Below are 24,160 nucleotides of genomic sequence, written 5' to 3'. Positions count from 1 at the left end.
CGCGCGCGTCCCGCATTCTCATTGCCTGCATGGAAATCGTCTTCACCGTTCTCATCCTGCTGATGATCGTCGCGCTGTCGGGCGTCGGCCTGTCGCTGCTGCCCATCAAGCTGCCGCTTCCGCTGATTCAGATCGCCATCGGCGCGATGCTCGCGTGGCCCGGCTTCGGCCTGCACGTGACGTTCGATCCCGAACTGTTCATGCTGCTGTTCATTCCGCCGCTGCTGTTCGCGGACGGCTGGCGCATTCCGAAGCGCGAGCTGTACATGCAGCGCCGCGCGATTCTCATGCTGGCGCTGGGGCTGGTGTTCATCACCGTCGGCGCGCTGGGCTATTTCCTTCACTGGATGATTCCGGAGATGCCGCTGCCCGTCGCGTTCGCGCTCGCCGCCGTGCTCTCGCCGACCGATGCCGTCGCGCTGACGGGCATCGCCGGGCGCAATCGCATTCCGGCAAACCTGATGCATGTCCTCGAAGGCGAAGCGCTGATGAACGACGCGTCCGGTCTCGTCGCGCTGAAGTTCGCCATCGCGGCCGCGCTCACCGGCATGTTCTCGCTGCGCGAGGCGGCGGTGAGCTTCGTGGTGATCGCAGTGGGCGGGCTCGTGATCGGCGCGGCGATCAGCTATGCCGTCACCGAAATCCCGGCGCGCATCCTCAAGTTTTCCGACGAAGACGATCCCGCCGCCGGCGTCATCCTCACCGTGCTGATCCCGTTCGCCGCGTACGTCATCGCCGAGCGCGCGGGTTGTTCGGGCATTCTGGCGGCGGTATCGGCGGGGATGATGATGAACATCCAGAGCCTGCGCGACAGCATTCCGAGCGCCGTGCGCGTGCGCATGACGAGCACCTGGACGATGATCGAGTTCGTCTTCAACGGCATGGTGTTCCTGCTGCTCGGGCTGCAATTGCCGCACATCATCGGGCAGGCGCTGGTGGAGGCGCATCACGACGGCAACGCGCGAGTCGGCATGCTGATCGGCTATGTGCTTGCAACGGTGATCGCGCTGTACGCGCTGCGCTTCGTGTGGGTCTATTGCCTGCGCTGGTTCGCGAGCCGCAGCGCGGCGAAGTCGGGCCTCGAAAGCGCCGCGCCCGGCATCCGCACGCTCGCGATGACGACCATCGGCGGCGTGCGTGGCGCGGTGACGCTCGCGGGCGTGCTGTCCTTGCCCGTCACGCTCGATAACGGCGCGCCGCTCGCCGGACGCGACCTCGCGATCTTCATCGCGTCGTCGGTGATTCTGGCGTCGTTGACGGTGGCGGTCGTCGGCTTGCCGGTGATGTTGCGCGGGGCGAAGCGCGAGCGCAATCCGCACGCCGCCGAAGAGCGCATGGCGCGCCTGCGCGCGGCGCAAGCGGCGATCCGCGCCATCGACGATACGCATGACGTGTTGATCGAAGAAATGGACGAAGCGGCGTCCGCCCGTTGCGCCGATACGACCGCGCGCGTGATGAGCGTGTACCGGCGCCGGCTGGCATCGCTCGGCGACGATGAAGCGCCGCGCGCGGCAGCGAAGAAAAGTGAAATCGTGGAGACGCGGCTGAAGATGGCGGCGCTGCGAGCCGAGCGCGCAGAATTGCTGCGGCTGCGAACCGATCAGGCAATCAACGACGAGACGCTGAACAAGCTGATGCGGGAGATCGATCTTTCGGAGACGGCGATCGTGAACCGGAAGCGCGGCATGGCGGGGTGATTCGCCGAAAGCCCGCGCGATGCGGGCTTTCGGCAGGGCGACGACTCAGACGACGCCGGAGCCGCGCCGGCGCAGGAGCGCATAGAAAATGATCGCGCCGAACGTTGCGGTCCCGATGCCGCCGAGCGCAAAGCCGCCGAGCCTGAGCGTGAAGTCGCCTGCGCCGAGCACGAGCGTGACAGCCGCCACGATCAGATTGCGGTTATCCGAGAAATCCACCTTGTTGACGACCCAGATGCGCGCGCCCGTCACCGCAATCAGCCCGAAGACGACGATCGACACGCCGCCGAGCACCGGCCCTGGAATGGTCTGGATGACCGCGCCGAACTTCGGCGAGAAGCCGAGCACGATGGCGAACAGCGCCGCGATGACAAAAACGAGCGTCGAGTAGATCTTCGTGACCGCCATCACGCCGATGTTTTCCGCGTACGTCGTCACGCCCGTGCCGCCCGCGAAGCCCGACACGATGGTCGCGAGGCCGTCGCCGATGAACGCCCGGCCGATGTACTTGTCGAGGCTGCGTCCGGTCATCGCGCCGACCGCCTTGATGTGGCCGAGATTCTCCGCAACGAGAATGATCGCGATGGGCGCGAGCAGGGTCATCGCCTGTGCGTTGAAGACGGGCGCGGTGAAATGCGGCAGGCCGAACCACGCGGCGTTGGAGACGATCGAGAAGTCGATCGGCTTGCCCATGCTCATGCCGTTGGTCAGCACCGCATAGATGACGTACGCGATTGCAAGGCCGATCAGGATCAGCAGCCGCTGCGCCATGCCTCGCGCGAACACCGCGACGCCGCCGACGCACAGCACGGTGACGAGCGCCATCCACGAATCGAAGTTGCTGCCGCTCACGCCCTTGACCGCGATGGGCGCGAGATTCAGCCCGATCACGCAGACGATCGAACCGGTGACGACCGGCGGCATCAGCGTTTCGATCCATTTCGTGCCGATTGCTGCGACGATCAGCCCGATGATCGCGTAAGCCACGCCGCACGCGATGATCCCGCCGAGCGCGACCGGGATATTCATGTTCGGCCCGTGTCCGCCGTAGCCGGTGATCGCGATTACCAGCCCGATGAACGCGAAGCTCGAGCCCAGATAGCTCGGCACCCGTCCGCCGACGAGCACGAAAAACAGCAGCGTGCCGATGCCCGACATGAAGATGCACAGATTCGGATCGAAGCCCATGAGCAGCGGCGCGAGCACGGTCGAGCCGAACATGGCGACGACGTGCTGCACGCCCATGGCGATCATTTGCGGCCAGTGCAGCCGTTCGTCGGGCGCGACGACGCGGCCGCCTTGCGCATCCGGCTGGACCGGCCAGCGCGGGAAGTATGAATCGGACATGGCAACGCTCCTTCTCGGCGATCTTTGAACAGGCGCGAGTGTACGGAGTGGGTCGGGCAGTGGCAAGCGAAGCGAAATTACGTGTGGCTTACGGGATGATCGGGGATTTTGCGGGCCGATTCGGTGTGGTAAGCGCAGCCCGCGTCCATATCGCGACCTGCGACCCGCGGCCCGCTGCGCCGTTGCGCTGCCGGGCGCGTTCGACAAGCGCGCGCGCCAAGGCTGAATTGGTCGATGCCCGCGGCAGGTAATATCCACGCCGCTAGCGACGCGCGCCCTTGACGCTTCGGCGCGCTTCTTGGCCGCGTCCGCCGACATGGGGCTACGCCGGGCGAGGGAACGGCCATCGCCCGCAACGGACGCGAGGCGGCACTAGTCCGCGCCCGCTACGACGTCCGCATGCTGCGCTAGCAGCTGAAAGGCGATGCCCTTCTTTTGCGCAATGTTCTCGGTCAAGCTGCACGCCCCGCGAGGCGGCATTCGCATGGACCAGATGACGCCAATTTTGAGCGCGGGATGTGGGATGTGGGGAACGAAGCGCACGGCTCTCGAACGAATTGCCGCCGCCGTTTGATTGACTAGAAGCAATCAATTAGGAAGCGTCCTAGTTTTAGGAAAAGTCGTATGTAACGGGTGACGCGCGCCACGTATGCTGTCCGTGTGCGTATCCCCATGTATATGCACGAAGTCGTTGCAACTCTCCGATTACCGCCCTCGTTCCCCGGCTTGGGCGGTTCTTTTTTTTCTGCCTCGTTTAGTTTCTCCTTCCCGGCCGCGTCCGCGCGATCATCGCCTCCATCACGGCCGCAGGTCGCGCAAGACGCCCCTCTTCCTTCAAGGCTTTACTGTCGCACCGGCTTCTTCGCCAGCTTCCGCTGCAAGGTGCGCCGATGCATGTTGAGCGCGCGCGCCGTCGCCGAGATGTTGCCGTTGTTTTCCGCGAGCGCGCGCTGGATGTGCTCCCATTCCAGCCGCGCGACGGACAGCAGCGTCGGGTTCTCGATTGCTTCCTCCGCCGTCTGCTCGCTCGCCTCTTCGTGCAGCGCCGCGAGAATCGATTCGACATTCGCCGGCTTCGCAAGGTAATTGTCCGCGCCGTCCTTCACCGCCTGAACCGCCGTCGCGATGCTCGCGTATCCCGTCAGCACGAGAATGCGCGCGTCCGGTTGCAGGTCGCGCAGCGGCGCGACGAGGCGCAGGCCGGAATCGTTGCCGAGATGAAGGTCAACGGTGATCTGGCCGAACTTGTGCTGATTGGCGAGCTTCACCGCTTCGTCGGCATTGTGCGCCTGATGCGGGGTGTAGCCGCGCCGTGCGAGACCGCGCGCCAGGATGCCTGAGAAAACCTCGTCGTCATCGATGATCAAAAAGTTCGTATCGCTCATTTTCGTTTCTCCTTGTTGACCGCCACCGGCATATCCGCGCCCGCGCGGTCCCTTTCACTATTTCGATTCCTGCATGCGGCTCAAACTGCGCCGCTCGATTCCGTCCGCGCGGCCTGGCCCGCCGCCGTCACCGCCCCGCGATCCGGCAATCGCAAGACGGCGCGGGTGCCGCGCGGCTCGCCCGGCAACAGTTCGATCGCCCCGTCGAGCCGCGCCGCGGCCTCGAACGCCAGATAGAGTCCGACGCCATGACCGCCCTGCGTGCTGTCAACCGGCCCCGCGCCCAGCGATGCGCGCAGCGCGGGCGGAATTCCCGCGCCGTGATCGCAGACTTCGAAACGCACGTACGGCGCGCGATCTACCTTTTCGGTCACCGTCTGCAGCGAGACGAACTCGCTGCTCGCGCGCGCGGCGTTGTCGAGAAGGATCGTGAGAATCTGACCGACGGCGACGGCATCGTCGATGGATGCGCCCGCCGGGGTATCGCCGACCTGCCTGAACTTCACCTGCGGATGACGCAGCCGCCACTGCTCGACGAAGCTCTTCAGCCATTCGTCGAGCGCCTGCCGGCTCGACGGCCCGCTTGCCCGGCTGCGCAGGCGCGCGAGCGCCGACGTGCACAGCCCCATCTGCTGCTCGAGCAGTTCGAAATCGGCGGAATACGGCGCGAGGTTACGGTCGTGCGCGGCGGCATCGCGGAGCTCTTCGGAGAGCATCGCGATAGTGGAAAGCGGCGTGCCCATCTCATGCGCGACGGTCGCCGCCTGCACGCCGAGCGCTACCGCCCGTTCATCGCGCAGATGGCGTTGCTGGGCATCGGCGAGCGCGGCGTCGCGCAGGCGCAGTCCGCGCGACATGCGCGCGACGAACCAGCCGATCAGCCCCACGCTCACCATGAAATTGACCCACAGGCCGGTGCGGAAATAATCGAAGAGATTCGCCGGATTCTCGATATTGAGCGGCACGTAGTTGTAGCTGAGCAGCGCATAACAGGCGACGGCGAAGAGCGCGAGGCAGGTCATCATCGCCCAGGGAAGAATGGCTGCGGCGATTGCGAGCGAGGGCAGATAAAGCGTCACGAACGGATTCGTCGCGCCGCCGGAGAGAAAGAGCAGCGCGGAAAGCGCGCCGAGGTCCACGCACATCTGGCCGAAAAGCTCGAGATTCGTCTCGGGCCGCGCCCGCGCGACGCGCAGCCACGTCAGCCCGTTGAAGATCATCTCGAGCATGATGACGAGGAGCATCGCCGGCAGCGGGAGCTTCGCGCCGTAGAAGATCTGCACGACGGCGATGGTCGACAACTGGCCGATGATCGCGAGCGAGCGAAGCCAGAAAAGATGGCCCAGGTTGACGCGTCCGGTATTGGTTATGCGGTGCATGTTCCGTCGATTGCGTGCCGGGCCGCGCAAGCGCCGCCGGGCGTTTCGTGTTCCATGCGGCATTATCCCGCTTGCGCGCACCCCGGAACCGCCGATGGCGCGATTTGTCGCACCTTGCGCGGCACACGCTCTGCTATTCGATGTCGGCGGCGCGCGTCTTTTCGATCAGCGCAACGAGGCACGCGCGGCACAGGCAAGGCTCGTCTGGCTGCAGGAGATCCGCCGGCAGCGCGGGAAGCGCGGCGCACCAGCAGGTCGAGTCGCCCGCGAGCGAACCGCATCGGAACGGCGCGCCGCAACGTGCGCAGACGGGTGCGCCGTCCGTGCGCTGCCCGCGTGTGGATTCGATGTTCATCGTGGTGACGTGTTGATGACAACAAGGAATATCGCCGATGATCGCACGCCGGCCGCCGAGCCGGAAAACGCGGCGGCGTCGCGGGAAAACCATCCTGTTGCGCTGCCTCAGTCCTGTACAATCCGGCGTGTTTAAACGCTCTTTGCCTCAACTGCCGCCATGTCCGACCTTCCCGACCTCACGCAGATCGCGCCTACCCTGAAGGCTGAAATTCTGGCCGAGGCGCTGCCTTATATTCGTCAGTATCACGGCAAGACGGTCGTGATTAAATACGGCGGCAATGCAATGACCGAGGAGCGCCTGAAGCAGGGCTTCGCGCGCGACGTCATCCTGCTGAAACTGGTCGGCATCAATCCGGTGATCGTCCACGGCGGCGGCCCGCAGATCGATCAGGCGCTGAAGAAAATCGGCAAGCAGGGCACCTTCATTCAGGGCATGCGCGTCACCGACGAAGAGACGATGGAAGTCGTCGAATGGGTGCTCGGCGGCGAAGTGCAGCAGGACATCGTCACGCTCATCAATCACTTCGGCGGTCAGGCGGTCGGGCTGACGGGCAAGGACGGCGGCCTTATCCACGCGCGCAAGCTGATGATGCCGGACCGCGACAACCCCGGCCAGTTCATCGACATCGGGCAAGTGGGCGAAGTCGAGTCGATCAATCCGGCCGTCGTGAAGGCGCTGCAGGACGACGCGTTCATTCCCGTCATTTCGCCTATCGGCTTCGGCGAAGACGGCCTGTCGTACAACATCAATGCGGATCTGGTCGCGGGCAAGCTGGCCGTCGTGCTGAACGCGGAAAAGCTCGTCATGATGACGAACATCCCCGGCGTGATGGACAAGGAAGGCAACCTGCTGACGGACCTTTCCGCGCGCGAAATCGACGCCCTCTTCGCCGATGGCACCATCTCCGGCGGCATGCTGCCGAAGATTTCGTCGGCGCTCGATGCCGCGAAGAGCGGCGTGCGCTCGGTGCACATCATCGACGGGCGCATCGAACATTCGGTGCTGCTCGAGATCCTGACCGAGCAGCCGTTCGGCACCATGATCCGCTCGCACTGAGCTTCTTCCCGTCACAACGCCCGCCACCGCGCGGGCGTTTCTTCGAGCGCCATGAATTCGCAACGCCCTTTGCGCCGCCGTCGCGTCGAACCGCGCGGCCCCGTCTGGCTCTTCGACCTCGACAACACGCTGCATCACGCGTCGCATCAGGTTTTCCCGGCCATCAATCGCGCGATGACGCAGTACATCATCGACCGCGTCGGGGTGGATATCGACGAGGCGAACCGGCTGCGCGTCGGCTATACGGTGCGTTACGGCGCGGCGCTGCTCGGGCTCGTCAAGCATCACGGCGTCGATCCCGCCGACTTCCTGCATGTGGTCCATACGTTCTCCGATCTTCCGTCGATGCTGCGCGCCGAACGCGGCATCAAGCGCATGCTGCACGCGTTGCCCGGACGAAAGATCGTGCTGACCAACGGGCCGTCCGTGTACGCGCGGGCAGTGCTCGCGGAACTGGGCATCGACAGGCTGTTCGAGCGCGTGATCGCGATCGAGGACATGCGCGCAGGCGACCGATGGCGCGCCAAGCCGGATGCGCCGATGCTTCGCCAGGCGATGCGCCGCGCGCACGTGCGGCTCTCCGATGCGATCCTCGTGGAAGATACGCGCGGGCATCTCAAGCGCTATCGTCGGCTCGGCATCCGGACGGTGTGGATCGTCGGGCATCTGCCGGTGGCGCGCACGTCGAGCGGCTCGGTGTCGGTGCGGCTGCCGGGCGCGGGGCGGCCGCACTATGTGGATCGCACGGTAAAGTCCGTTCGCGCGCTTTCGCTCGGACTTCGCGGTCGTGCGTTCGGGCGGCCCGATCCGAAGGTGTAAGCGGGCGCAAGTCCTTCGCCGTCCGAAGGGGCATCGCGCATACCGGCGACTTGTCCGCTTTTATTACGTTTTCCGCTATACTTCACCGCTAATCTGAATTGAACACGCGCCGATTTGCTGACTCGATTGCGGGCGCGCGAACCCAGGGCCGAAGCCCGGTTCACTATAAATGCGGCTAAAGAGGTCGTCAGCCGCGCCCATGCTCCGCGCACAGCCGACACCGTTTAGCCGCTTCGTCAAAGGCGGAATGAATGGAATCGATCGGCATCGTCAGTCCCCAAACCCTGCACTTCAAAGAGCCGCTCGTCCTGCAGAGCGGCAGTTCGCTCGGCGACTATGAACTCGTCGTGGAAACGTATGGCGAGCTCAACGCCGCACGCTCGAACGCGGTGCTCGTGTGCCACGCGCTCAATGCATCGCATCATGTCGCGGGCGTCTATGCGGACGACCCGAAGAACGTCGGCTGGTGGGACAACATGGTCGGTCCCGGCAAGCCGCTCGATACCAATCGCTTCTTCGTGATCGGCGTGAACAATTTCGGCTCGTGCTTCGGCTCGACGGGTCCGATGAGCATCGATCGCACGACGGCCAAGCCCTACGGCGCGAGCTTTCCCGTCGTGACCGTCGAAGACTGGGTGCATGCGCAGGCGCGCGTGGCGGACCGCTTCGGCATCGAACGATTCGCCGCCGTCATGGGCGGCAGCCTCGGCGGGATGCAGGCGCTCGCGTGGAGCATCATGTATCCGGAGCGGCTCGGGCACTGCATCGTGATTGCGTCGACGCCGAAGCTGTCCGCGCAGAACATCGCGTTCAACGAAACGGCGCGCTCGGCGATCCTCTCCGATCCCGACTTCCACGGCGGCGATTACTACGCGCATGGCGTGAAGCCGCGCCGCGGCTTGCGCGTCGCGCGGATGATCGGCCACATCACTTATCTGTCGGACGACGACATGGCCGTCAAGTTCGGCCGCGCGCTGCGCCGTGCCGAAGGCGCGCTCGATGCGTACAACTTCAACTTCGACGTGGAGTTCGAAGTGGAGTCGTATCTGCGCTATCAGGCCGACAAGTTCGCCGAATACTTCGATGCCAACACGTATCTGCTCATTACCCGCGCACTCGATTACTTCGATCCCGCGAAGTCCCACGACGGCGATCTGACCAGAACGCTCGCCAGCACCAAGGCGAAGTATCTGATCGCGAGCTTCACCACCGACTGGCGTTTCGCGCCCGCGCGCTCGCGCGAAATCGTGAAGGCGCTGCTCGACAACAAGCGCACGGTGAGTTACGCGGAGATCGACGCGCCGCACGGCCACGACGCCTTCCTGCTCGACGACGCGCGCTATCACAACCTGATGCGCGCCTACTACGAACGTATCGCCACGGAGGTCGGCGCATGAACCAGAACACTCTCGATTCCCTTGCGCTGCGCTCGGACTTTCGCGCGATCGCGCGCTGGGTGGAGCCGCGCGCGACGGTGCTCGATCTCGGCTGCGGCGACGGCTCGCTGCTCTCGCTGCTCGGCGAAGAGCTCGAAGTGAACGGCTACGGCATCGAAATCAACGACGCCGGCGTGCTTGCATGTGCGCAGAAAGGCGTGAACGTGATTCAGCAGAATCTCGAGGACGGCCTGCGTCTCTTCGAAGACGACAGCTTCGACTTCGCGATCCTCTCGCAGACGCTGCAGACGATCCACCAGACCGCCGCGATCCTGCGCGAAACGGTGCGCGTCGGGCGTGAGTGCATCGTTTCGTTTCCGAACTTCGGCTACTGGCCGCATCGGCTGGCGGTCATTCAGGGGCGCATGCCGGTGTCGAAATCGCTGCCTTATCAATGGCATAACACGCCCAACGTGCGCGTGCTGACCATCAAGGATTTCGAGGCGCTCGCGCCCGAAGTAGGCATCGAGATCCTGGACCGGGTGGTGCTGCATGGCGGGCAAACCGTCCGTTGGGGCGCGAACTGGCGTGGTAGTCTTGCGGTCTATCGCGTGAAGCGCCGGTGATTCGTCCCGGCTTCATCGCATCGACAACGCTTTTTCATCATCGACATGCCCGACACGCCACACGAGGCGCCCGCTCTTACTGCTCACGAAGATGATCCCGATTGGCACGCGTTCCTGAACAAGCGCATTCTGATCTGCATCGTTCTCGGTTTCACCTCCGGTCTGCCGCTTTTCACGCTCGTCAATCTGATTCAGGCGTGGCTCACGACCGAGCACATCAACGTCAAGCAGATCGGCCTGTTCGCGCTGATCGGGCTTCCCTATACGTGGAAGTTCGTGTGGGCGCCGCTGATGGACCGCTACGTTCCGCACCTGCCGTTCTGGCAGCCGGGCCGGCGGCGCGGCTGGATGCTGCTCACGCAAGTGCTCGTGGCGCTCGCCATCGGCGCGTTCGGCTTCTTTTCGCCTGCGCAGAATCTCTGGACCGTCGCGGGCATCGCCCTGTTGCTGGCGATCTTCAGCGCGAGTCAGGATATCGTCATCGACGCATACCGGCGCGAATTGCTCGCCGATACCGAGCAAGGTCTCGGCAACGCGGTTCACGTCAACGCGTACAAGGTGGCGGGCCTGGTGCCGGGATCGCTCGCGCTGATTCTCGCCGGTTTCCTGCCGTGGAAAACCGTTTTCGTCGTGACCGCGCTGTTCATGCTGCCCGGCATCGTCATGACGCTTTGCATCAGGGAACCGGAAATCCACGGCGCGCCGCCGAAGAACCTGCGCGACGCGATCATCGAGCCGTTCCATGAATTCGTGACGCGCGACGGCTGGCGCACCGCGCTGCTCGTGCTCGGCTTCATCTTCCTCTACAAGCTCGGCGACACGATGGCGACGGCGCTCGCCACGAAGTTCTTCCTCGATATCGGTTTCACGATGCCGCAGATCGGCGTGATTGCGAAGACAGTCGCGTTCTGGACGAGCATCGCGGGTGGAATCATCGGCGGCGTGTTTCTCGTGAAGATCGGCATCGCGCGCGGACTGTGGATTTTCGGCGTGCTGCAGATCGTCGCGACCATCGGATTCGCCTGGCTCGCGAAGATCGGGCCGTCGCCGCTCGCGCTCGGCGTGCTGTACGGCTTCGAGACGTTCGCGACGGGCCTGACGCTCGCGACGTTCACCGCGTACATCGCGAGCACAACGGACCCGCGCTACACCGCGACACAGTTCGCGCTCTTCACGAGCCTTGCCGCGGTGCCGCGCACGGTGGCGGCGTCGGCGAGCGGGTTCATCGTCGCGCAGACGGGCTGGTTCGAGTACTTCCTCGTGTGCGTCGTGCTGTCGATTCCGGGCATGTTACTGTTGCCGTTGATCGCGCCCTGGAGAACGAAACGATGACGGTGCGGAACTTCGCCAATCGTGCGCTGGCCGGCGTGCTGGCTGCGGCGTCGCTTGTGTCGGTCGCCTCGCTGACACCGCTCGCCGCCCGCGCGCAGGACGAGGATCGCGCGCCGCCCGCCTACACCGCGCCGAACAGCCAGGTCCGCTTCGGCAATACGGCGCTCTTTCGGAATCTGATTCCCCCCGCGACGCTCGAACAGCAGTCCGCCGACGAATATGCGCAGATCGTTCGCGAGGCGGAGCGCAACAAGCTGCTGCTCGCGAGCGACAATCCGCTCGTCAAGCGCGTGCGCGATATCGTGAATCACGAGGTTCCGTTCGCGCTGAAGTGGAACGACCGCTCGAAGGCGTGGAAGTGGGAAACGAGCGTCGTCAGGTCGAACGAGATCCGGATGTACTGTCTGCCGGGCGGCAAGATCGTCGTGTATAGCGGACTGATCGAGAAGATGCGGCTGAACGACAACGAGATCGGCATGATGGTCGGCCACGAGATCGCTCACGCGCTGCGGGAACATGCGCGCGAGCGGCTCGGACGGCAGCAGGCCGCACAACTGACCGCGGGCACGATGCCGCAGCTTTTCGGCTTCGCGGACGTCGGCTCGACGCCGCTCGGCATCGGCGATCAGTTGCTCGCGATGCGCTACTCCCCCGCGGACGAAACCGAAGCCGATGTGATCGGCAGCGAGATCGCCTCGCGCGCAGGTTACGATCCGCGCGCCGCCGTCACGCTGTGGAACAAGGTCGATACGGCCACGCGTCGCGCCGACAACGGCTTCATCTGGATGCATCCGTACGGCCCCGATCGCCGGCAGGACTTGCTCAAACGCATGCCCGACATGATGCCGCTCTATGCGAAGGCGATCGGCAAGAACATCGATCAGCTGCCGGCTTATGCCGGCATGGGGCGGTTCAAGAAAACGGGGCGCTGACCGCGCTTACTTCTTCGCGAGCTTCCAGTCGTAATCGACCGTCAGCGGCGCGTGATCGCTGAACTTGATATCGCGGTACACGGAAGTGCGCTTCGCGGTCGCGGCGACTTCCTTCGTCGCGATCTGATAATCGATGCGCCACCCGACGTTCTTCGCATACGCCTGGCCGCGATTGCTCCACCACGTGTACTGTTCGGGGCGCGTGTCGAGCGTGCGGAAAACATCGACGTACCCGACTTCGTCGAACAGTTTCGTGAGCCATTCGCGCTCTTCGGGCAGGCAACCGGAGTTCTTCTGGTTGCTCTTCCAGTTCTTGATATCGATTTCCTTGTGCACGATGTTCACGTCGCCGCACACGATCACTTCGCGTTGCTTCGACAGTTCCGCGAGATGCGGCATGAACTCGTCCATGAAACGATACTTCGCCTGCTGACGTTCTTCACCGCTCGAACCCGACGGCACGTACACCGAAATAACCGACAGCTTGCCGAAGCGCGCTTCCACGTAGCGTCCTTCGGGATCGAACTCGTCGCTGCCGAAGCCGATGATCACATCGTCAGGCTCATGGCGCGTGTAGACGCCCGCGCCGCTATAGCCCTTCTTGACCGCGTGCTGAAAGTAGCCTTGAAAGCCGTGCGGCGCGAGAAACTCGGGCGTCAGATCGTCCTGCGAGCACTTGATTTCCTGCACGCAGACGACATCGGATTGTTGTTCGCCGAACCAGTCGAAGAAGCCTTTCTTGGCGGCCGAACGAATGCCGTTCAGATTGGCGGTGATGACGCGAAACATATGCTTCCTTTTATTGGTGTCCTGATTATTCGACCTTGATGCCCTTGAGCGATTCCTTCGCCGGCGGGAATTCCAGCTTCATGCCCTGCATGATGCGCAGAAGCAGTTCGGCGACCATCAAGTTTCGATGCGTCTTCGAATTGCCGGGGATGATGTACCACGGCGCGTATTCCGTCGATGTCGACCCGAGCGCCACTTCATACGCATGCCGGTAATCGTCCCAGAGCTTGCGGGCCTCGAGATCGGAGACATCGAACTTCCAGTGCTTGGTCGGATCGTCGATGCGCGCCTGCAGACGCTCGCGCTGTTCGTCCTTCGAGATGTGCAGGAAACATTTGACGATGGTCGTGCCGGTATCTGCGAGCAGCGCTTCGAAATCGCGGATATGTCGATAGCGTCGCTCGCACTCGTCGTCGTCGATCTGCTTGAGCACGCGCGGCACCAGCACGTCTTCGTAGTGGCTGCGATTGAAGATCGCGAATTCGCCGGCCATCGGTGCTTGCGCGTGAACGCGCCACAAGAAGTCGTGCGCGGCCTCGCGTTCGGAGGGCGCGCGAAACGGCACGATGCGCAGGCCGAGCGGATCGACGTCGTGAAAGACCGCGCGGACGGTGCCGTCCTTGCCGCTCGTGTCCATGCCTTGCAGCACGAGCAGCACCCGCCGATGCCGCTGCGCATGCAGGCGTTCCTGCAGGTCGTCGAGCAGCGTGCCGATTTCCGCGAGGCGCGCGCGGTCATCGTCTTTTGCGCCGGTGGAAAACGGCTTCGCAGAGGGATCGACGGAGCTTAGATCGAATGGCTTGAGCTTCTTGCCGCCGTCGAAGAATGGGACGCGAAAATCGTCGAGCTCGGGGGTTTTTGCCATGTCTCTTTTCGCCTTATCAAATAAAAACGGGCTGCTGCCAGGCTTTGCCGGCAACAGCCCGTAAATGTCCGTTCAGACGCTCAGGATAATTTCTTTTTCAAAAGCTCGTTGACCTGCTGCGGATTCGCCTTCCCCTTGGTCGCCTTCATCGCCTGGCCGATCAGCGCGTTGAACGCCTTCTCCTTGCCCGCGCGGAATTCGTCCACGGACTTCTGATTGGCGGCGAGCACTTGGTCGATGATCGCTTCGAGCGCGCCGGTATCCGAAATCTGCTTCAGCCCCTTCGCTTCGATGGTGCGGTCCGCCGCGCCCTCGTCCGTTGCCTTCTCTTCCCAGATCGACTGAAAAATGTCCTTCGCGATCTTGTTCGAGATGGTGCCGTCCGCAATGCGCTGCAGAATCAACGCGAGCTGCGCCGCCGAAACCGGCGATTCGCCAATCTCCAGCGACTCACGGTTTAGTTGGGCGGAGACATCGCCCATCAGCCAGTTCGCCGCGATCTTCGCCTGCGCCGCGCCCGCCTTCGCGACGACGGCCTCGAAGTACGCTGCCATCGCCTTCGACGAAGTCAGGACGCCCGCGTCGTACGGCGTCAGACCATAGTTCTCGGCGAAACGCTTCTGCATGCCCGCGGGCAGCTCGGGCATATCGCCCTTCACGCTTTCGACCCACGCCGAATCGATCACGAGCGGCATCAGATCGGGATCGGGAAAATAGCGGTAATCGTGCGCGTCTTCCTTGCTGCGCATCGAGCGCGTTTCGCGCTTGTCCGGATCGTACAGACGCGTTTCCTGCACCACAGTGCCGCCGTCTTCGATCAACTCGATCTGACGACGCACTTCGTACTGAATCGCCTCTTCCAGAAAGCGGAACGAGTTCAGGTTCTTGATCTCCGCACGCGTGCCGAACTCTTGCTGGCCGACCGGGCGCACCGACACGTTCGCATCGCAGCGGAACGAGCCTTCCTGCATGTTGCCGTCGCAGATGCCGAGCCACACGACCAGCCCGTGGAGCGCCTTCGCATAGGCGACCGCTTCCGCCGCGCTGCGCATTTCCGGCTCCGTGACGATCTCGAGCAGCGGCGTGCCCGCGCGATTCAGGTCGATGCCCGTCATGCCCGCGAAGTCTTCGTGCAGCGACTTGCCGGCATCCTCTTCGAGGTGCGCGCGCGTCAGGTTGACGGTCTTCTCGTACGCATCCTTGCCGGCCTTTTCGTTCGCCGGCACCTGAATGGTAATCTGACCGCCCTGCACGACAGGAATCTCGTACTGGCTGATCTGATAGCCCTTCGGCAGATCAGGATAGAAGTAGTTCTTGCGCGCGAAGATGCTGCGCGGCGCGATGTGCGCGCCGATCGCCAGCCCGAAGCGGATCGCACGCTCGACCGCGCCGCGATTCATCACGGGCAGGACGCCCGGCAACGCGAGATCGACGGGACAAGCCTGCGTATTCGGCGCAGCGCCGAATTGCGTCGGCGCGCCGGAAAAAATCTTGGAGACGGTGGACAACTGCGCGTGCGTTTCCAGACCGATGACGACTTCCCACTGCATGTTCACACTCCCGATGCCGATGGTGCCTTCTGGTGCCAGTCGGTCGCGCGCTGGAACGCATCGGCGACCTGGAGCATCCGGGCTTCGTTGAAATAGTTGCCGACGATCTGCAAGCCGACCGGGCGATTCGCGTTCGCGCCCGCGCCGAAACCGCACGGCACGCTCATGCCGGGCAGGCCCGCGAGGCTGACCGACAGCGTGTAGATATCGGCGAGATACATCTGAACGGGATCGTCGGTCTTCTCGCCGAGATTCCAGGCCACCGACGGCGCGACCGGCCCCATGATGACATCGCACTGCTTGAACGCTTCCTGAAAGTCGCGCGCGATGATGCGGCGAATCTTCTGCGCCTGCAGATAGTACGCATCGTAATAGCCATGCGAGAGCACGTAAGTGCCGACGAGAATCCGGCGCTTCACTTCCGGCCCGAAGCCTTCGGCGCGCGACTTCTTGTACATGTCGAGCAGATCGGTGTAGTGCGCGGCGCGATGACCGTAGCGCACGCCGTCGAAGCGCGACAAATTCGACGATGCTTCAGCAGGCGCAATGATGTAGTACACCGGAATCGAAAGCTCGGTCTTTGGCAGCGATACATCCACGAGCGTCGCGCCGAGCGTTTCGTAGGCTTTCAGCGCGGCTTCGATGGAGGCGCGCACGTCGTCGGCGAGGCCCGCGCCGAAGTACTCCTTCGGCAGGCCGATGCGCAGGCCGGCGAGCGGCTTCGCAGCGTCGTCGCCACTCCACGTTGCGCCGAGATGGCGCGTGTAATCCTCGTTCTCGCGCTGCAGGCTCGTGGAGTCGCGCTCGTCGAAGCCGGCCATCGCGTTGAGAAGCAGCGCGCAGTCGGCTGCGGTTTGCGCCATCGGGCCGCCCTGATCCAGCGACGATGCAAACGCGATCATCCCGTAGCGCGACACGCGGCCATACGTCGGCTTGATGCCGGTGATGCCGGTGAACGACGCCGGCTGGCGAATGGAGCCGCCCGTGTCCGTGCCTGTCGCGGCCGGCGCGAGACGCGCGGCCACCGCCGCCGCCGAGCCGCCCGATGAACCGCCAGGCACCGCGCTGGCATCCCACGGGTTCTTGACCGGGCCGAAGTATGAGTTCTCATTGGACGAGCCCATTGCGAACTCGTCCATGTTCGTCTTGCCGAGGCACACCATGCCGGCGCGCTTCAGGCGCTCGACGACGGTCGCATCGAACGGGCTCGCGTAGTTCTCCAGCATGTGGGAGCCCGCCGTCGACGACCAGCCGCGCGTGACGAACACGTCCTTGTGCGCGATGGGCAGGCCGGTCAGCGCGCCCGCGCCTCCTTGCGCGATGAGCGCGTCGGCGGCGCGCGCCTGCTCGAACGTCAGCTCGCGATCGACGCCGATGAACGCGTTGAGGTCCTTCGCGGCCTCGATGCGTTGCAGATACGACTGGGCCAGCTCGACGGCGGAGATTTCCTTCGAGTCGAGCGCGGCGCGCAGTTCGGTCAAGCTTTTCTGATGCATTGCAGTTCCCTGATGTACGCGGCGGCGTCACGCCGCGCGCAATATCGATGTTTCGACGCGCGTCCGAGCGATGCTTATTCGATCACCTTCGGCACCAGATACAGGCCGTCCTGCACGGCGGGCGCCGAACGCTGGAACTCTTCGCGTTCGACCGGCTCTGAGACTGCGTCGTCACGCAGTCGCAGCGCGACGTCCTCGATCGCGTCGATGGGATGCGCGAGCGGCTCGATGCCGGCGGTATCCACAGCCTGCATCTGTTCGACCAGTCCGAAGAAATCGTTGAGCCGAGCAAGCGTCGGTTCGGCCTCGTCGTCGGGCAATTCGAGCCGCGCCAGATGGGCGATGCGTTTTACGTCGGTCAGGGTCAAAGACATGGGATCACCGGAGAAAAACATGAACAACTCACACGCCAAAAACGTTCGCTGCAACAGACAGTTACGATCTGGGCGGAAAGCCGTCGAAGCGGGGCCGAGGATGGCAAAAAGTGCCGTCCTTTTCCTATAGAAACCCCCAAATTATAAGGTATCATTACACGTTCGACTCACATCCGGATCGACCTGTCAGCGGCTTTCTCCTTGCTTCGATGCTTTGCGAGAAACGTTTGCGTGGCACGTTCAACTCCGCGGTAGATTTCTGCTCGGATTTGCATTCACGGCGGGCCTTATCGCCGTCCCCGCAAACCGTTATTTTTTCCGCTGCCGTCCCCGGCGCTCTTAACGAGGCACGGCTACCCAGCGAGACAGGATTTTTGAATGTTCGGCTTTTTGCGCAGCTATTTTTCCAACGACCTGGCGATTGACCTCGGAACCGCCAACACGCTGATCTACATGCGCGGCAAAGGAATCGTCCTCGACGAGCCGTCAGTCGTCTCCATCCGCCAGGAAGGCGGCCCGAACGGCAAGAAGACCATTCAGGCTGTCGGCAAGGAAGCAAAGCAGATGCTCGGCAAGGTGCCGGGCAACATCGAAGCCATCCGCCCGATGAAAGACGGCGTCATCGCCGACTTCACCGTCACCGAGCAGATGATCAAGCAGTTCATCAAGACTGCACACGAATCCCGCATGTTCTCGCCGTCACCGCGCATCATCATCTGCGTGCCGTGCGGCTCCACGCAAGTCGAGCGCCGCGCCATCAAGGAAGCGGCACACGGCGCGGGCGCATCGCAGGTGTATCTGATCGAAGAACCGATGGCCGCTGCGATCGGCGCAGGCCTGCCGGTTTCGGAAGCAACCGGCTCGATGGTCGTCGACATCGGCGGCGGCACGACGGAAGTCGGCGTCATCTCGCTGGGCGGCATCGTGTACAAGGGTTCGGTGCGCGTCGGCGGCGACAAGTTCGACGAAGCCATCGTCAATTACATCCGCCGCAATTACGGCATGCTGATTGGCGAGCAAACGGCTGAAGCCATCAAGAAGGAAATCGGCTCGGCGTTCCCCGGCTCCGAAGTGAAGGAAATGGAAGTCAAGGGCCGTAATCTGTCCGAAGGCATTCCGCGCAGCTTCACTATTTCGAGCAACGAAATCCTCGAAGCACTGACTGACCCGCTGAATCAAATCGTGTCGTCGGTGAAGATCGCGCTGGAACAGACGCCGCCGGAACTCGGTGCGGACATCGCGGAACGCGGCATGATGCTGACTGGCGGCGGCGCACTCCTGCGCGACCTCGACCGCCTGCTCGCGGAAGAAACCGGCCTGCCGGTGCTCGTCGCCGAAGACCCGCTGACGTGCGTCGTGCGCGGCTCGGGCATGGCCCTCGAACGCATGGACAAGCTGGGCAGCATCTTCTCCTACGAGTGATGTCGGCCTTCAGCGTCCTTGAATCCACGCGACGCTGAGACGACACTCACAACATCCGCGTAACGCAACGCGCGCACGGCCCGGCAATCGCCCGGGCCGTTGTCGAAAATTAGCGCAGGGCAGGTCCCGCCTCTAGCGGCAAAGCCTGCAGCATCGATCCACCCGCTCACGCCCTCGGCGCCGACCATGGAATACAGTCCGCCGCCACTTTTCAAGCAAGGCCCTTCCGCGCTCGCGCGCCTGATCTTCTTCGTGGTGCTGGCCATTGCGCTGCTCGTCTCCGACGCGCGCTTCAGTACGCTCGAGATCGTGCGCGGGATGCTCGGCGCCGGGCTTTATCCGCTGCAGCGAGCGGCGCTCGTGCCACGCGACATCTTCATGGGCGCGGCCGATCTCGCCGTGACCAGCGCTAACCTGCGCAGCGAGAACCGCAAGCTCGCGGACAAGAATCTCGAACTGTCCGTCAAAGCCGGCGACGCCGCGCAACTGACGATCGAGAACGCGCATCTTCGGGCGCTGCTGAATCTGCAGAACCGCGCGACGACGCAAACCACCCCCGCCGAAATCCAGTACGACACACGCGATCCTTTCACGCAGAAGGTCGTGATCGGCAAAGGCTCGCAGCATGGCATCCAGGATGGCGCACCGGTCGTCGATGAAGAAGGCGTCATCGGCCAGGTCACGCGCGTCTTTCCGCTGCAATCGGAAGTCTCGCTTCTTACCGACAAGGACCAGGCCGTTCCCGTGCAGATCGCGCGCACGGGGTTGCGCAGCGTCATCTACGGCACGCCGAAGGGCGACACGCTCGATCTTCGTTTCGTGCCGATCAGCGCGGACGTGCAAGTCGGCGATCAACTCGTGACGAGCGGACTCGACGGCGTTTATCCGCCGGGGCTCGCGGTGGCCAAGGTCTTGCGCGTCGACAAGCAGGCGGATACCGCATTCGCACGCGTGGTTTGCGTGCCGGTCGCGGCGGTGCGCGGCGCGCGCCAGTTGCTCGTGCTGCATTACAACCTGAACGTGCCGCCGAATCCGGTGGAAGTCGAAGCCGCGGCGGCTGCCAAAGAAGCGAAGGAAAACAAGGGCAAGAAGAAGTTGACATCGAAGGCGGCTGCGGCAGCGGGAGCCAGCGGTGCATCGGCGGCGGCTTCCGCCGCGCCGGCGGCTGCGGCAAGCGGGTCGTCGGCCGCAGCAGCGGCCGCAGCGCCCGCCACGCCCAAGCCGGCATCCAGTGCGGCAGCGCCGAAACACAGCGGAAGGGCGCACGCGCCGAAGCCCGCTTCATCGGGAGCCGCGCGATGAATCGCCCGCAATACATCCTTCAGCCGGTCAATCCGTACTTCATCACGTTCAGCCTCGCGGCCGCGTTCCTGCTGAACCTCGTGCCCTGGGGCCGTCTCGTCGGCGTTCCTGACTTCGTCGCGCTGGTGCTGCTGTTCTGGAACGTCCAGCAGCCGCGCAAGGTCGGCATGGGCATCGCGTTCCTGCTCGGCATCCTGATGGACGTCCACAGCGCCAATCTCCTCGGCGAGCATGCGCTGGCGTACACGCTGCTGTCCTACGGTGCGATCACCATTCACCGGCGCGTCTTGTGGATGTCGCTGCCCGTGCAGATGCTCGTCGTCGCGCCGCTGCTCGTCGGCGCGCATCTCGTGCCATTCGTGATCCGCCTGATGACGGGCGCCGCGTTTCCCGGCTGGAGCTATCTCATCAACGGATTCGTCGAAGCGCTGCTTTGGCCGATCGCGAGTTTCCTGCTGCTGATGCCGCAACGGCGCGCAGCCGATCCCGACGACACGCGCCCTATCTGAGCGCTGCCGCGCGTCGAGCGTCGCCTGAACGCTCGCGCGCGGACTACACTTGAATCGCGATACATCGCGAAAACCTCGCGAAACCTGCATGACCGAAATCAAGAACACCGAGCAACAGTTGTCGAAGTTCCGCCTGCGCGTCGCGGCGGCGGGACTGTTCGTGTTCGTCTGCTTCGGGCTGATCGGCCTGCGCTTCCTCTATCTGCAGGTCTGGCACTTCAGCAAGTACTCGCTGCAGGCAAACGAAAACCGCATCTCCGTTGCGCCGATCGTGCCGAACCGCGGCATCATTACCGATCGCAACGGCATCGTGCTCGCGAAGAACTATTCCGCGTACACGCTCGAAATCACGCCGTCGAAGATCAACGGCACGCTCGACGAAGTCATCGACAACATCTCGCAAGTCATTGCCGTCGATGCGCGCGACCGCCGGCGTTTCAAGAAGCTGCTGGAAGACTCGAAGAATTTCGAAAGCCTGCCGATCCGCACGCGCCTGACCGACGAGGAAGTCGCCAGGTTCACCGCGCAACGCTTCCGCTTTCCGGGCGTCGAAGTCCGCGCGCGTTTGTTCCGCCAATATCCGCTCGGGACGACCGCGGCGCATGTGATCGGCTACATCGGCCGCATTTCCCAGCGCGATCAGGAGCGCATCGACGATGCGAGCGACGCCAACGACGCCGCCTCTGATCATTACGATCCGCGTCTCAACGCGGACAACTACAAGGGCACGGATTACGTCGGCAAGATCGGCGTCGAGCAGAGTTACGAGACGGAGCTGCACGGCCTGACCGGTTTCGAGGAAGTCGAAGTCACGGCGGGCGGGCGTCCCGTGCGCACCATGTCGCGCACGCAGGCGACACCCGGCAACAACCTCGTGCTGTCGCTCGATATCGGCTTGCAGCAGGTGGCGGAGCAGGCGTTCGCGGGCAAGCGCGGCGCGCTCGTCGCGATCGAGCCGTTGACGGGCGACGTGCTCGCGTTCGTGTCCGCGCCGAGCTTCGATCCGAATTCTTTCGTCAACGGCATCGATCAGCAGACCTGGGACGCGCTCAACAATTCGCCGGATCATCCGCTGTTGAATCGTCCGTTGCACGGCACGTATCCGCCCGGCTCGACCTATAAGCCGTTCATGGCGCTCGCGGCACTGACGCTTCACAAGCGGACGCCGGGCTGGGGCTTCCAGGATCCGGGCTACTTCACGTTCGGCGGCCACACGTTCCGCAACGACGTGCGTTCGGGCCAGGGCTGGGTGGACATGAACCGCGCGATCGTCGTGTCGAACGACACGTACTTCTACATGCTCGCGCGCGATCTCGGCGTGAACGCAATGGCCGGCTTCATGAAACCGTGGGGCTTCGGGCAGATCACCGGCATCGATATCGCGGGCGAGGCGCGCGGCATCCTGCCGTCGACGGAATGGAAGCGCAAGGCGTATCGGAAGCCGGAGCAGCAGCGCTGGTACGAAGGCGAAACGATCAGTCTCGGCATCGGCCAGGGCTACAACTCGTTCACCATCCTGCAACTCGCGCACGCCACGGCGACGCTCGCGAATAACGGCGTCGTGATGAAACCGCACCTGGTGCGCGATATCGAGAACCCCATCACCAAGGCGGAACGCACGGTGGTGCGCGATCCCAGCGACAAGATTCCGGTGCGCCAGCAGGATGTTGACTTCATCAAGCGCGCAATGGAAGGCGTGATCACCAACGGCACGGCAGCGAAGGTGTTCGCCGGCGCGCCTTATCTGGCGGCGGGCAAGACCGGCACCGCACAGGTCTATTCGCTGCAGGGCGCGAACTACAAGGGACACGCCACCGCCGAACACCTGCGCGACCACGCGCTCTTCATCGCGTTCGCACCGGCCGAGCAGCCGAAGATCGCGGTCGCGCTGATCGTCGAAAACGGCGGCTGGGGCGCGGAATCCGCCGGTCCCATCGCGCGAAAAGTTCTCGACTATTACCTGATCGACCGCATGAAGCCCGGCGCCGAAGCGGCCGCCGTGGCCGCCGCGGCATCCGCGACGGAAGACGCGGGCGTGCCCGTGATCGGCGGCGTGCAATCGCCGGCTGCGGCGGCGTTGCCGGCATCGGTTGCGAATCGTTCGCCGGCGTTTTCGCCGTCGGCGGCTTCCGATCCGGCCGTCGCGAAGGCGGCGTCGGCGCCGCCCGTTCCGGCGTCATCGCCGTCCGCGGCGAAGCCGAAAGCGGCCTCGGCGCCGTCGGCTGCGCTGCCCGCGTCGTCACCGACGCCGGCCCCCGCCCGCAAGCGCGGACAAAAGAACGCACCGGCCGAGCCGGCTCCGACGATGACGCGCGGTCCCGGAAACGACGGCGTTCGCACTTTCGTGCCGACCGGCGGCATCGACGAATAAAGGAAACCGGCATGCAAATGCATATGCAATTCGACAAGCACGCGTGGATCGAGCGCGCGAAGCGCATGTTCGCGGGCTTCGATCGTCCGCTCGCGCTGATCGTTTTTCTGCTGCTGTGCGTCGGTATCGTCACGCTGTACAGCGCGAGTCTCGACATGCCGGGGCGCGTGGAAGACCAACTGCGCAACATCATGCTGACCTTCGGCCTGATGTGGGTGCTCGCGAATATCCCGCCGCCCACGCTGATGCGCTTCGCCGTGCCGCTCTATACCGTGGGCGTCGCGCTGCTGGTGGCGGTCGCGGCGTTCGGGCTGACGCGCAAGGGCGCGAAACGCTGGCTGAACGTCGGCGTCGTGATCCAGCCGTCCGAAATCATGAAGATCGCGATGCCGCTGATGCTCGCGTGGTACTACCAGCGGCGCGAGGGCAACATCCGCTGGTGGGATTTCATCGTCGGGTTCTTGATTCTGATGCTGCCGGTCGGCCTGATCGCCAAGCAGCCGGACCTCGGCACGGCGGTGCTCGTATTCGCGGCGGGCGTGTTCGTCATCTACTTCGCCGGTCTGAGTTTCAAGCTGATCGTGCCCGTGCTGGCGGCGGCGGTGATCGTGGTGGCGAGCATCGCGGTGTTCCAGGACCGCATCTGCCAGCCGGCAGTCAACTGGCCGATGATGCACGATTACCAGAAGCATCGCGTCTGCACGCTGCTCGATCCGACGTCCGATCCGCTCGGCAAAGGCTTCCACACCATTCAGGCGGTCATCGCCATCGGCTCGGGCGGCACGCTCGGCAAAGGCTGGCTGAAGGGCACACAGGCGCACCTCGAATTCATCCCGGAGAAGCACACGGACTTCATCTTCGCAGTGTTTTCGGAAGAATTCGGGCTCGCGGGCGGGCTGGTGCTGCTCTTCCTTTATATGGCGCTGATCGCGCGCGGGCTGTTCATCGCGGCGAACGGCGCAACCTTCTTCGGGCGATTACTGGCCGGATCGCTCACGCTCGCGTTCTTTACCTACGCGTTCGTCAACATCGGCATGGTGAGCGGAATTCTGCCGGTCGTGGGCGTGCCGCTGCCATTCATGAGCTACGGCGGCACCGCGCTGACGACGCTCGGCGTCGCGGTCGGACTCATCATGAGCGTCGCGCGGCAGAAGCGGTTGATGCAGGGCTGAGCG

At 63.9% G+C, this 24,160-nt stretch carries 21 protein-coding genes; 12 read left to right on the top strand and 9 right to left on the bottom strand.

Annotated elements, in window-relative coordinates:
• Nucleotides 1–29: 29 nt before the first annotated feature.
• A complete protein-coding gene (locus tag P9255_RS19655; protein ID WP_309763598.1) occupies nucleotides 30–1,697 on the top strand; it encodes a Na+/H+ antiporter in 1,668 nt (555 codons plus the stop codon).
• 45 nt (nucleotides 1,698–1,742) lie between these two features.
• Here P9255_RS19655 and P9255_RS19650 read toward each other — a convergent pair whose 3' ends face one another.
• The 4 genes from P9255_RS19650 to P9255_RS19635 all read right to left on the bottom strand — a co-directional run bounded on the left by P9255_RS19650 (nucleotide 1,743) and on the right by P9255_RS19635 (nucleotide 6,163).
• Nucleotides 1,743–3,044, bottom strand: coding sequence for a solute carrier family 23 protein (locus P9255_RS19650; RefSeq protein ID WP_309763599.1), 1,302 nt, complete (start codon nucleotides 3,042–3,044; stop codon nucleotides 1,743–1,745).
• A gap of 842 nt (nucleotides 3,045–3,886) precedes the next feature.
• Nucleotides 3,887–4,429 (bottom strand): response regulator transcription factor, encoded by a 543-nt coding sequence (locus P9255_RS19645; protein ID WP_309763600.1) that lies wholly within the window; start codon nucleotides 4,427–4,429, stop codon nucleotides 3,887–3,889.
• 80 nt (nucleotides 4,430–4,509) lie between these two features.
• Entirely contained in the window at nucleotides 4,510–5,808 is a 1,299-nt protein-coding gene (locus P9255_RS19640; RefSeq protein ID WP_309763601.1) for an ATP-binding protein, read from the bottom strand.
• Between the two features lie 133 nt (nucleotides 5,809–5,941).
• On the bottom strand, nucleotides 5,942–6,163 hold the full coding sequence (locus P9255_RS19635) for a cysteine-rich CWC family protein (RefSeq protein ID WP_309763602.1): 222 nt from the start codon (nucleotides 6,161–6,163) through the stop codon (nucleotides 5,942–5,944).
• A gap of 159 nt (nucleotides 6,164–6,322) precedes the next feature.
• Between P9255_RS19635 and argB the strand changes: the two genes are divergently transcribed.
• From argB to P9255_RS19605, 6 genes are all read left to right on the top strand, one after another.
• Nucleotides 6,323–7,222 (top strand): acetylglutamate kinase, encoded by a 900-nt coding sequence (gene argB / locus P9255_RS19630; protein ID WP_035967206.1) that lies wholly within the window; start codon nucleotides 6,323–6,325, stop codon nucleotides 7,220–7,222.
• 51 nt (nucleotides 7,223–7,273) lie between these two features.
• A complete protein-coding gene (locus P9255_RS19625; RefSeq protein WP_309763603.1) occupies nucleotides 7,274–8,041 on the top strand; it encodes a pyrimidine 5'-nucleotidase in 768 nt (255 codons plus the stop codon).
• Nucleotides 8,042–8,292: 251 nt separating this feature from the next.
• Complete coding sequence (locus P9255_RS19620; protein WP_309763604.1) at nucleotides 8,293–9,438, top strand: homoserine O-acetyltransferase; 1,146 nt, start codon at nucleotides 8,293–8,295, stop codon at nucleotides 9,436–9,438.
• Complete coding sequence (gene metW / locus P9255_RS19615) at nucleotides 9,435–10,043, top strand: methionine biosynthesis protein MetW (protein ID WP_309763605.1); 609 nt, start codon at nucleotides 9,435–9,437, stop codon at nucleotides 10,041–10,043. The genes P9255_RS19620 and metW overlap by 4 nt, the downstream gene beginning before the upstream one ends.
• Nucleotides 10,044–10,088: 45 nt before the next feature.
• A complete protein-coding gene (locus tag P9255_RS19610) occupies nucleotides 10,089–11,375 on the top strand; it encodes an AmpG family muropeptide MFS transporter (RefSeq protein WP_309763606.1) in 1,287 nt (428 codons plus the stop codon).
• On the top strand, nucleotides 11,372–12,307 hold the full coding sequence (locus P9255_RS19605) for a M48 family metallopeptidase (RefSeq protein ID WP_309763607.1): 936 nt from the start codon (nucleotides 11,372–11,374) through the stop codon (nucleotides 12,305–12,307). Before P9255_RS19610 ends, P9255_RS19605 begins: the two co-directional genes overlap by 4 nt.
• 6 nt (nucleotides 12,308–12,313) lie before the next feature.
• Here the strand turns inward: P9255_RS19605 and P9255_RS19600 are convergent, their stop codons facing one another.
• From P9255_RS19600 to gatC, 5 genes are all read right to left on the bottom strand, one after another.
• On the bottom strand, nucleotides 12,314–13,096 hold the full coding sequence (locus tag P9255_RS19600) for an exodeoxyribonuclease III (RefSeq protein ID WP_309763608.1): 783 nt from the start codon (nucleotides 13,094–13,096) through the stop codon (nucleotides 12,314–12,316).
• A gap of 25 nt (nucleotides 13,097–13,121) precedes the next feature.
• Nucleotides 13,122–13,961, bottom strand: coding sequence for a PPK2 family polyphosphate kinase (locus P9255_RS19595; RefSeq protein WP_309763609.1), 840 nt, complete (start codon nucleotides 13,959–13,961; stop codon nucleotides 13,122–13,124).
• An 80-nt stretch (nucleotides 13,962–14,041) separates the two neighbouring features.
• Entirely contained in the window at nucleotides 14,042–15,511 is a 1,470-nt protein-coding gene (gatB, locus tag P9255_RS19590; RefSeq protein ID WP_404980374.1) for an Asp-tRNA(Asn)/Glu-tRNA(Gln) amidotransferase subunit GatB, read from the bottom strand.
• 2 nt (nucleotides 15,512–15,513) lie between these two features.
• On the bottom strand, nucleotides 15,514–17,007 hold the full coding sequence (gene gatA, locus P9255_RS19585; protein ID WP_309763611.1) for an Asp-tRNA(Asn)/Glu-tRNA(Gln) amidotransferase subunit GatA: 1,494 nt from the start codon (nucleotides 17,005–17,007) through the stop codon (nucleotides 15,514–15,516).
• Nucleotides 17,008–17,081: 74 nt separating this feature from the next.
• Entirely contained in the window at nucleotides 17,082–17,381 is a 300-nt protein-coding gene (gatC, locus tag P9255_RS19580; protein WP_309763612.1) for an Asp-tRNA(Asn)/Glu-tRNA(Gln) amidotransferase subunit GatC, read from the bottom strand.
• 378 nt (nucleotides 17,382–17,759) lie between these two features.
• On the opposite strand from gatC, the gene P9255_RS19575 reads away from it, so the two are divergent.
• The 5 genes from P9255_RS19575 to rodA all read left to right on the top strand — a co-directional run bounded on the left by P9255_RS19575 (nucleotide 17,760) and on the right by rodA (nucleotide 24,157).
• Complete coding sequence (locus P9255_RS19575) at nucleotides 17,760–18,803, top strand: rod shape-determining protein (RefSeq protein WP_004189550.1); 1,044 nt, start codon at nucleotides 17,760–17,762, stop codon at nucleotides 18,801–18,803.
• 186 nt (nucleotides 18,804–18,989) lie between these two features.
• A complete protein-coding gene (gene mreC, locus P9255_RS19570) occupies nucleotides 18,990–20,105 on the top strand; it encodes a rod shape-determining protein MreC (RefSeq protein ID WP_309790309.1) in 1,116 nt (371 codons plus the stop codon).
• Nucleotides 20,102–20,614, top strand: a complete 513-nt coding sequence (mreD, locus tag P9255_RS19565; protein ID WP_035968586.1) for a rod shape-determining protein MreD — start codon at nucleotides 20,102–20,104, stop codon at nucleotides 20,612–20,614. The genes mreC and mreD overlap by 4 nt, the downstream gene beginning before the upstream one ends.
• 88 nt (nucleotides 20,615–20,702) lie before the next feature.
• Entirely contained in the window at nucleotides 20,703–22,985 is a 2,283-nt protein-coding gene (mrdA, locus tag P9255_RS19560) for a penicillin-binding protein 2 (RefSeq protein ID WP_309790308.1), read from the top strand.
• A gap of 23 nt (nucleotides 22,986–23,008) precedes the next feature.
• The gene (gene rodA / locus P9255_RS19555) at nucleotides 23,009–24,157 is read left to right on the top strand and encodes a rod shape-determining protein RodA (protein WP_309765367.1); all 1,149 of its coding nucleotides are present in this window, start codon (nucleotides 23,009–23,011) and stop codon (nucleotides 24,155–24,157) included.
• The last annotated feature ends 3 nt before the right edge of the window (nucleotides 24,158–24,160 follow it).

The sequence above is a fragment of the Caballeronia sp. LZ019 genome, assembly GCF_031450825.1.
In the GTDB taxonomy this organism is placed as follows: domain Bacteria; phylum Pseudomonadota; class Gammaproteobacteria; order Burkholderiales; family Burkholderiaceae; genus Caballeronia.
The sequence above is the reverse complement of the archived record's forward strand: the minus strand, read 5'-3'. Positions and strand labels throughout refer to the sequence as shown.